The sequence below is a fragment of the Klebsiella sp. 28 genome (assembly GCF_018223905.1).
GTDB lineage: Bacteria > Pseudomonadota > Gammaproteobacteria > Enterobacterales > Enterobacteriaceae > Klebsiella > Klebsiella pneumoniae.
In genome coordinates this window covers 1-9,872 of sequence record NZ_JAGRQY010000242.1, presented here as the reverse complement: position 1 = coordinate 9,872, position 9,872 = coordinate 1, and the positions used below count along the sequence as shown (strand labels likewise).

Here is a 9,872-nt window from a genome sequence, read left to right as displayed (position 1 = left end):
CTACTGAGGGTATATCGATTGCGGTGATATTTTTATTATTATTTATATTTAAGGTAAATATAAATATTCCTGACGGAGGGATTAATTCGCTAATTAATATTCAACAGGAAAATAATAAAAGGGTCGCTTATGGAATATTCCTTCTACATGTGATGACCGAGAGCAATAAAGCTACCTTGGGTTGAATTCAGATATTATTTAGGGCCAGGCGTTACCTCCCCCTGACTCTTTCGCTTTATGATAAACATCCCTTGACCAAAAATATCATCTGACTTCGAAACTCTCGCGGGCAGGGGAGATATTTCCTTTCCCTGAAGCGGCAGGTAATAAATCCAGCTGAACACACGGCGGATGAGGGATATCCGTCCGGGCATTTGGTCCTGTCTGCAGACCAATGAAAGCGAAAGGCACAGGAGGTGCAATGAAGATTTTCCGCCCATTATGGCGCGACGGGGCTTTTCTGGTCCCGCAGCAGTTTCAGCAACAGGCCCGCTGGGACGCGCACGTCGCCGATACGGTCTCCCGCATGGCGCTCGCCCACCCGTGGGGGGTATTGCGCGCGGAGTTTGACGCGAGCGCGCTCACCCTTTCCCGGCTCAACGCTACCCGGCTGATCGTGCGTTTCGCCGACGGAACGCTGATTGACACCGAGCTGGCGGATATTTTGCCACCGGTCCGCGATGTATCGGACGTGATGCAGGACAGCGTGGAGGTTCTGCTCGCTCTGCCGCTGCTCAGCGCCAGCGGCGGCAATCTTGATGACGGCCAGGAGAGCGCCCGCCCGCGCCGCTGGCGCGCCGAGCAGGTGACCGTCCAGGAGCTGGCCGGCCATGAACGCAGCGAGCTGGCCGTTCTGCGGCACGCGCTAACGCTGCGTCTCTCCACCGAGGAAAATGCAGCCTTCCTCACCTGCCCGGTAGCGCGTCTGGTGCGCGACGCCCAGGGGCAGTGGATCGTTGACCCGGAATTCATCCCGCCGCTGCTGTCGCTGGCGGCAAGCCCGACGCTGGTTAGCGAGCTGGGTGAGCTGTTACATCGCCTGCAGGCCCGACGCAGACGCCTGATGGCCATGCGTCGTGAAAGCAATGCGCGGATGGCTGATTTTGCCGTGGCGGATGTTTCCCTGTTCTGGCTGCTCAACGCGCTGAACAGCGCTGAACCGGTGCTCAGCGAGCTGCATCAGGACCCTTCGCGCCATCCGGAGCTGCTCTATCGCGAACTGGCCAGGCTGGCCGGCAGTCTGCTGACTTTCTCCCTTGAACATCATCTGGAAGCAATCCCCCGCTACCGACATGCCTCGCCAGAGCAGGTATTCCCACCGCTGTTTGCCCTGCTGGATACGCTGCTCGAAGTCAGCCTGCCCTCAAGGGTGATCGCCATCGTTCTGGAGCAGGGCGCCGACCGGGAGATCTGGCGGGGCAGGCTGCACGATGCGCGTCTGCGCGAGGGGGCGGATTTTTATCTGTCGGTGCGCTCTTCACTCCCCCCTCACCAGCTACAGAGCCGCTTTCCGCAGCTCTGTAAGGCGGGTAGCCATGATGATGTCGCCGAGGTCGTCAATATTGCCCTCAGCGGCATCGCGATCAAACCGCTGAGCCATGTGCCGGCGGCCATTCCGCTACGTCTGGAAAACCAATATTTCGCTCTGGATCTCTCCACCGATGCCGCCCGCGCGATGCTGGAGGCTGGCAACTGCACCTTCTATACCCCGGAATCGCTTGGCGACGTGAAACTTGAACTCTTTGCGGTACTGCGCTCATGAATACCTCTGAAAGCGATCTGATCAACAAAACTTTTTACCCGGGCTGGCTGATGGTCAGCCAGTTACGCTGCGGCCAGCCGGTGACCGATGGCGAGGCGCTCTATCGCCAGGCCTGTCGATGGGTGACCGAGGCGCGCGAGGCGCTGACGGCGGGGGGAGTCAGTGAAGCCAGCGCTGAGCAGATGCTCTATGCCTACTGCGCGCTGCTCGATGAGAGCGTCCTCAACCGCGCCAGTCAGGATGATGGCTACCGCAGGTGGCGCAAGGATCCGCTGCAGGCGCGCTTTTTCAGCACTCTCAACGCCGGGGAAGAGCTCTGGGAACGGATCCGCCAGCTGCTGCGAGAGCCCACGGCGGATGCGGCAGTGCTGACCTGCTTCTTTCGTACTTTACAGCTGGGATTTGTCGGACAGTACCGCGCCGAGGATGACGAACGGCGTGAGGACGTGGCGCAAGCGCTTGGCGCGCGGGTCCCGCCGTTCAGCCTGACCCAGGAGGCGCCGGTGGTGGTTCGTGCCTCCCGGCTGCGCAGCGGACGGCGGATGTACTGGTGCGGCTGGGCGGCTGGCATTGTGGCGCTGGCGGCGCTGTGGTTGACCTTCTCCTCCGTGCTGTCACAGATGGTGGCGCAGATAGCAGGGCAGGGATAAGAGATGCGTGATAACGCCCGTCGTCTGCTTACGATACTGACCGTCATCCTGGCCCTGTGGCTGGTGCTGGGCTTCTGGCCGCTGTCCATCGGCAACCAGGTGATCTTCAGTCTGTGCATCCTGCTGGCGGGCGGCGCGGCGCTCTGGCGTCAGCGTCGCCGGGCAGTCAGCCGTCAGCGATCGGAAATCGTCCTGCCGCCCGAGGATTTTCAGGGGGCGGTGGTTCTGGTCTGCGGGGATACCGACGGTCTGTTTCCCGGGCGTTCGGCGCACGGCGAAACCCGTCACGGCTGGTATCTCCGGGGTGACAGCGCGGAGCAGTTGCCGCGGCTGGCGCAGTACCTGGCGGCGGCGCGTCCGGCGCTGGTATCGCAGGTTTCCGTGCTGCTGGCGGTGGTACCGGAGCACCACCCCTCCGGGGAGCATCTGGCGCAGTCGCTGCGCGACTGGCGGCGGAGTATCGTTGAGTGCCGAACCTGGCTAAACGGTCTGCCGCCGGTGTGGAGCGTGTTCTGGGTGACGCCGCCAGGCGGCCAGGCAGGGGAAAGCCGCTGGTTTACCATCACGCCGGAGAGGGCTGGTCTCCAGGTGCAGCAGAAGGGACAAGCGCCCCAGTCGGTTGCCGGGTGGCAGCGGGAGGGCAGCTCTGCCTCACGCCTGCATCAGACGCTGTGGCTGGAGAGCATTCTGACCTTGGCCGAAAACGCTCTTTTCCGGCCATTCCGCGCCCGGCAGGCGGAACTTCCTCCGCTGAACCTGTGTGCCGCGGGCATCTGCCTTACGCCGGTGGCGGCGGTGGCGAATAACCTCTGGCAACAGCAAATCGCCGCGATCACCACGCTCTCCCCGGGCAACGACGCGGCGCCAGGTCCTCACCCGCTGCCGGATCTTCTTCTGTCGTCACTGCCGCACCGCCACGGGGTCAGCCGCCGGATGCGCGATGTTGGTCTTGCCGCTGGCGTGGGCTTCCTCTTTCTGGCGCTGGCGATGCTGGCTTCCTTTATCAACAACCAGCGCCTGGTGCGCAGCGTCGGCGATCATCTGGCGGTGTATCACCGCCTCAGCGGCACGCCGCCGACGCCGAAGCTGCAGGCGCAGCAGCGTCTGCGTGCCGACAGCCGCCTGCTGGATGACTGGTTGCGCCGGGGGGAGCCGCTGCGTTATCGGCTGGGGCTGTATCAGGGGGGGCGGCTGATCCCCTTCGTGGAAGCCGCTATCAATGACTGGGCGCCGCCCCCGCCGCCGCGTCCGGTCATTAAGCAGGTTGTGCAGGGGCCGCAGACGATCCGCCTCGATAGCATGGCGCTGTTCGATACCGGCAAATCGACGCTGAAACCGGGTTCGACAAAGCTGCTGGTGAACTCGCTGCTGGGCATTAAGGCCAAACCCGGCTGGCTGATCGTGGTGGCAGGCCATACCGACAGCATCGGCAACGATAAATCCAATCAACAACTCTCCCTGAAGCGTGCCGAGGCGGTCCGCGACTGGATGCGCGATACCGGCGATGTGCCGGAGAGCTGTTTTGCGGTGCAGGGCTACGGCGCAAGTCGTCCTGTCGCCAGCAACGAGACGCCAGAGGGGCGGGCGCAAAATCGCCGGGTGGAGATCAGTCTGGTCCCGCAGAAGGACGCCTGTCTGGCGCCGGGCACGGCCAATACCTCAGGAGCAGAGACTAACGGATTAAAAAGCGAAACCGAGTAATCAGCGACCCCGATCGCGGAGGTTGAACAACAATCTGCCTGCCTGACCTTGTGCGCTACGGGTCCCTGATAAACAGGAAACAGCGATGGGCGGTAGCGTGCCTGCAGCCAGTCAATCTTGTCGGCTAAGCGAAGCCTCTGCGGGGATGAAGCTCGGGAAAGGGGATGGATAAAGGAGATCATTATGGATAGCGCTAAGGACAGTGGCAGAGAAATGCTGGCGGCGATAAACGTTGAAGGCTCCGGTTTCTGGCTGCTTTTTTTATTTCTCAGTCAGTGAATATAAATATCCCTGGGGTTACCTTTTAGTTACGAAACTCCTGGTGGGGTATCTGATATATCGATATGCACATAAATATATTTATGATGAATGAGATGATTATCATTAAACAAAATTAAACAGGGCGTCCTGTGAATTGATTTTTGATGGTCATTACAGCGGAGTAAAACAGGAATATAATGGATACCTCTTCAATAATTACCGGCACCACCCTTAACCGTTACCAGCTGGATATTCCTTCATGTACCGCATCGCTGGATGTGGAAGAATTCAGTGGGGCAGAAAAACTGAGTGAACTTTATTATTACACTATTACGTTTACCAGCGCAGAAAAAAAATATTGATGCCGCACAGCTCCTGAGCAAACCCGCCATGCTGACGATGGGCGGCGGCGCACTGCAGCAGCTGGCGGACTGCAAACGCGTCCATGGCGTGGTGACTGCCTTCCGGCGTATCAGCAGTTCAGAAGATCAGTCGAAATATCAGATAACCCTCGAACCCTTCCTCTCCTTACTGGATAAACAGTTTCGCAGCCACCGTTTTTTCGTGAATAAATCGGTGCCGGAGGTGGTGGAGCAGGTATTGCAGGAACATCACCTACATGACTGGGAGTATGAGTTTAATCTCAAGCAACACTATCCGCGGCGCGAGCAAATTAATCAGTATCAGGAGAGCGACCTGGCATTTATCCAGCGCCTGCTGGCAGAGGTGGGGATATTTTATTTCTTCACCCTGCAGGAAGAGGCCCAGAGCGAAGTGGTCCATTTCGCCGACGCGCAGCGGGCGCTGATGTTCGATAAAACACTTCCTGTAAACAGCCCGTCCGGGATGAGCGACAGCGGTACGGAATCGATATGGGGTCTGAACATCACGCACAATGTCGTAGAGGCGAACGTCACTACCCGGGATTATAACCCCCGCGATGCGCAGAGCGTTCTCCAGTCGGCAACAGCGGATATGACCCGGGGAAATGGTGAAGGCATCACTTACGGTGAGGTATACCACTATAAGCTTCGCCACCGGGAGCGTGGCGATAAAATCGACCCGCAGACGGAGACCGCCAACTTCTATGCCCGCCTCGACCATGAGCGTTTTCTGGCTCACCAGACGCTTATTACCGCGAGCAGTACTGCAGCCTGGCTGGCGCCGGCCCAGGTGCTGACCGTTACCGACAGCCTGCCGTCGACCCTGCCTGCGCCCGTACAGGATCCGCTGTTAATCACCGGCACCGGTTTTACCGCCAGCCGCCGGGAGGCGCTGCGGGTGTCCCTGCTGGCGGTGCCCTACAGCGAAACATTGTGCTGGCGTCCGCCGCTGCTGCCGCGCCCGAAGGTGACTGGCACCATGACGGCGCGGGTGACCAGCGCGAAGGCGAATGATATCTATGCCTGGCAAGATGCGTCCGGCCTGTACCGGGTGAAATTTGACGCTGACAGAGAGGATAAAGGGCAGGGTCAGGAAAGCATGCCGGTGCGTCTCGCCAAACCCTACGGCGGCGACGTGTACGGCTTTCACTTCCCGCTGATCCAGGGCACGGAGGTGGCGATTGCTTTCCACGAAGGCGATCCCGACCGGCCGTATATTGCGCATGCGCTGCATGACTCGCGGCATGTCGACCCTGTGACGGAGAAAAACAGCACCCGCAATGTGATTCGTACTCCGGCCAATAATAAGCTGCGAATGGAGGACAAGCGCGGCGAGGAGCATATCAAGCTCAGCACCGAGTACGGCGGCAAGACGCAGCTGAATTTAGGACATAACGTTGATGCCAGCCGCAAGCTTAGGGGGGAAGGGTTTGAACTGCGTACCGATTCGTGGGGAGGGATCCGCGCGGGGAAAGGGATATTCATTACTGCGGACAGCCAGCCTGAGGCACAAGGGAAAGTGCTGGATATGGCTGCAGTACATTCCTTGTTGACGCAAGCCGTTAGTCAAATGGAGTCTCTTTCACAGGCAGCATCAGCAGCAAAAGCACAGCTCTTGCAATATGAGCAACAACAGGCACTGATGGAAGAGAAGTTACTTGCGCTAAAGCAGGCTGTATTACTGATGAGTGCACCAGAAGGTATTGCTTTAGCCAGTGGAAGTCATCTTCAGGCAGTTGCAAGCGAAAATATTTATATGACTGCAGGGCAAAATGTTGAACTGGGAGCAAAGAAAAATATTACTCTTGCCGCTTCTGAAAAAATATCAATCTTTACCGAAACTGAGGGCATAGAAGCTATTGTGGCCAAAGGCGATCTAATATCACAGGCTCAGTCAGGAAATATTGAAGTAATAGCTAAGCAAAATATTTCGCTGACCAGTACAACAGAGGGTATGACTTTTACAGCGGCAAAAACTTTAACGTTTACCTGTGCTGGCGGGGCATACATTCGCCTGTCCGGAGGAAACATCGAGTTAGGCTGCCCTGGTGATATTATGATGAAGCAAAGTAAGCTTCTCTACAGTGGCCCAGCTTCTATGCAGTCAAATATTCCAGAACTTCCTGATAGTGGTCCACAGTCAATGAGTTTTATGCTCTTAGATGCTCTTGGTAATGCTGCGCCATCTACTATGAAAGTGAGTCTTTTTGATAGTAAATCAAAAGAACAAATATGGAGTTCTGCTTTTAATGATGGAGAGTCAGGTTGTTTTGAACCGCCTGAAAGTGAAAATTTTCATGCAATAATTGGCAATGATAAATGGACGAGCCTTTTTTCTTATAACGATGAGCATGATATTGAGGATGAGACTGATGATGACCTGGATTTCGATGAACATGGCCCGCAATATGATGGTGAATTAAACGAACAAGATAAGGAATAGCCATGGAACAGTATACAGTTCAGAAGGGTGACAGCCTGTGGAAAATCAGTCGTAAATTCGGAATTGATGTTAATGAACTGGCCAATATTAACGGTCTTCTCACTAAAGCAGAGCAGCATATTATCCAGCCCGGTCAGGTATTGAGTTTACCATCAAAAGACAAAGTTTATGATACTCAATTGACTTTGAGGATTTGCGATCTCGTCTGGCGCCCGCTTGGCAATGCAAAACTCAGACTCACTTTTGATGGTAAGACGTATGATTACGTAACAGACAGCACTGGTGTTGTCGCTGGTCTGCTTATTGAAGACAGTACCAAAGGTATAAAGGTTGAACTGCAACATTTAAATAAAAAAGAATACATTCTGATTGCCGACCATAAAAAATTGCCTTTGGGGACGTTAAGCCTGCGGATCTCGTCCAGGGAAATGATAATCAAAGGGAGTACCAGTGTTAAAAAGGGCACCCAACAATCGAGTAAGCAACAGGAAAAAGAAAAAGCGAAACAGAAAGGTGGCTCATCTGCTTCCAGTCCATCAGAAAACAAAACCAAAGAAAGACAGACTCCTTCTGTAAACCAGACCACCAGGACTGAAGGCGGCGCACCCACCAGTGTGAGTAATATCGGTAATGTCAGTGAAGGGTTACGCCTTCCTCCAGAGGCAGAACAATATCGAGATTATATCATTGAAACAGCTAAAAAATATGAATTCCAGCCAGAAGGACTTGCTGCATTAATTTATGCAGAGTCAAGATGGAAAGCAAATGCGACCAATCCTACTGGTTCTGGAGCGGTAGGGTTAGGACAGTTTAAACCTGATACATGGTTATCTTACTGCACTAAACCTGAATCCAAGGTTTATCAGTTTATAACAGAAAAATACTCATACCAAAAATTAATATATAGAGATAATAAACTTTTTGGCGAGTCAGTTGACGGAACTATAACGGAAATCGATACAGATACTGTTTTATCTTTACGGGTTAATGCAGAATACAATATTGATATGATTGGATTGTATGATCGAAAAGGGATTGACTCACTTAGTTTAAAGTTATCAGCAGTTAGTGCTCTTGAATCAGATGAATTAGTTAAAATAGCTTACCTTGTTCATATGAATGGGGCATTTGGCGCATATGACATTATTATGAATGGGAAAGAAACTCCTGGAAAAGGCGAAAAAATCCCGACTAATATTGCTTTCTATAACCGACTAATTGGTAATTTAAAAGATAATGAGATGATAATTAGGTATTATTCTATTGATAGTACATGGAGGACCGCTTTTGTTGCATGGATGGTCAATTATTTCGATTCAATTATCGTACCTGATCATTACCGAATTGAACCGAAGATGAAAAATTACTCCACCAAAGATATTATTCAGAAACTTAATTCTACGTACATTCTAAATACGGATTTACCTCCAGTAACTATTATGAATTCGCAGCCAAGAAATACCCCATCTCCTTCTGTAAACGTTGAGGGGAATACATGGAGTAATCCACTTTCTGTTTGCCGGATTCGTACTCATGCTCTTCCTCGAGTCCGTAGTGCTACTTTTAAGGGATGGAGAACTCGCTCTAATGGACGTCGTTATCAACACCAGGGCTTGGATATAGAAGCTGCGCCAAATACACCAATATTTTCAGTAGCAGATGGTCGCATCGCTTTTATAATTGATCCTCCTCGTAGTGATTATGGCAGACAGTTATGTATTATTGTTCAGGTTGACGATCTTCCACTAGAGAAGGCGTTGCTTTGTAGATGTAATGATAGTGAAATTAGTGAGGTTTATTTTTTCTACGCCCATCTGTCTGCAATTCATTCTGGTTTAGAGAGGGGAGACCATGTACGTTGTGGTGAATTATTGGGAGAAACTGGTTGCACAGGTAATGCCAATGGAATGACCAGTATAGCTTTAGGTGCTCATCTCCATTTTGAAGTTAGAGTAAAAGAGAGACCTGGTCCTGGTATAGCAAACAGGCTTGATCCTGCTCCTTTCATCGATGGGTTTAATTATCCTTAACAAGAAAATGAGAAATGAGAATTTTTATTAAATATTCTTTCATGTCGCTTTTATTTTTAGAAGCGGCAAGCTTACAAATCTGTTATGCGTCAGATAACTCAGTATCCAGCGTCAACTCGGATACAAATTCCATGACATTCTCGGAGATTTTTTCAAGACAGGAACAACAACGTGTTGATGAGGAATATCGCGGTGATTATCGTAATTACAAAAATAAGCAAAATAATTTACCTGATTCTCAGAGGAGCAAAGTTTTTTCAAGTAATGAATATTGGTTGGTAAATAAAGAACAGGATCTATGGCTTGGCTTGTTTGATGGAAAAAATATCAAAGTTCCAGCAAACTATTACAAGGACATTCCTAATGGTGGGTATCATCAACAACGAATATTAAGAGTTAAAAGAAAGGGTAAAATTTCACAATTTCTATTGCAACGTGAAACTAATAATTACCCATCTAAATGTCTCAGTGTAATAAATAATATAGTTTTTGACTCTTCATTATATACATATTTTTACTCTGGATGTACTAGTTTTAGTTTTGAACCTAACTCAACCCGCCATAGCATATTATATGATATTTTACTATATGATAAAATATATGATGCGATAATTGTGCTTGATTCAATACCTTATTCAACTC

6 protein-coding genes and 2 pseudogenes are annotated in these 9,872 nt (G+C 52.0%); all 8 read left to right on the top strand.

Going from position 1 to position 9,872, the window contains the following annotated elements:
* Positions 1-185: hypothetical protein (locus KHQ28_RS27375; protein ID WP_060578140.1), on the top strand; the 185-nt coding region annotated here is incomplete at its 5' end.
* Between the two features lie 236 nt (positions 186-421).
* Complete coding sequence (tssK, locus tag KHQ28_RS27370) at positions 422-1,762, top strand: type VI secretion system baseplate subunit TssK (protein WP_004200314.1); 1,341 nt, start codon at positions 422-424, stop codon at positions 1,760-1,762.
* On the top strand, positions 1,759-2,412 hold the full coding sequence (tssL, locus tag KHQ28_RS27365) for a type VI secretion system protein TssL, short form (RefSeq protein ID WP_004180407.1): 654 nt from the start codon (positions 1,759-1,761) through the stop codon (positions 2,410-2,412). The genes tssK and tssL overlap by 4 nt, the downstream gene beginning before the upstream one ends.
* 3 nt (positions 2,413-2,415) lie before the next feature.
* Positions 2,416-4,113: an OmpA family protein gene (locus KHQ28_RS27360; RefSeq protein ID WP_032418814.1), complete on the top strand. Its 1,698-nt coding sequence runs from the start codon at positions 2,416-2,418 to the stop codon at positions 4,111-4,113.
* 183 nt (positions 4,114-4,296) lie between these two features.
* Positions 4,297-4,421 (top strand): annotated as a pseudogene (locus tag KHQ28_RS27355) (hypothetical protein).
* A gap of 150 nt (positions 4,422-4,571) precedes the next feature.
* A pseudogene (locus KHQ28_RS27350) lies at positions 4,572-7,200 on the top strand (type VI secretion system Vgr family protein).
* Positions 7,201-7,202: 2 nt separating this feature from the next.
* A complete protein-coding gene (locus KHQ28_RS27345; RefSeq protein ID WP_071891524.1) occupies positions 7,203-9,230 on the top strand; it encodes a peptidoglycan DD-metalloendopeptidase family protein in 2,028 nt (675 codons plus the stop codon).
* Between the two features lie 14 nt (positions 9,231-9,244).
* Positions 9,245-9,872, top strand: a 628-nt coding sequence (locus KHQ28_RS27340; protein WP_228298300.1) for a hypothetical protein, incomplete at its 3' end; no start/stop codon positions are given.

Bases quoted from the DNA above. Each gene is read 5' to 3' on its own strand.
- KHQ28_RS27360 (WP_032418814.1), top strand. From the start codon at position 2,416: ATGCGTGATAACGCCCGTCGTCTGCTTACGATACTGACCGTCATCCTG.
- tssK (WP_004200314.1), top strand. From the start codon at position 422: ATGAAGATTTTCCGCCCATTATGGCGCGACGGGGCTTTTCTGGTCCCG.
- KHQ28_RS27345 (WP_071891524.1), top strand. From the start codon at position 7,203: ATGGAACAGTATACAGTTCAGAAGGGTGACAGCCTGTGGAAAATCAGT.
- tssL (WP_004180407.1), top strand. From the start codon at position 1,759: ATGAATACCTCTGAAAGCGATCTGATCAACAAAACTTTTTACCCGGGC.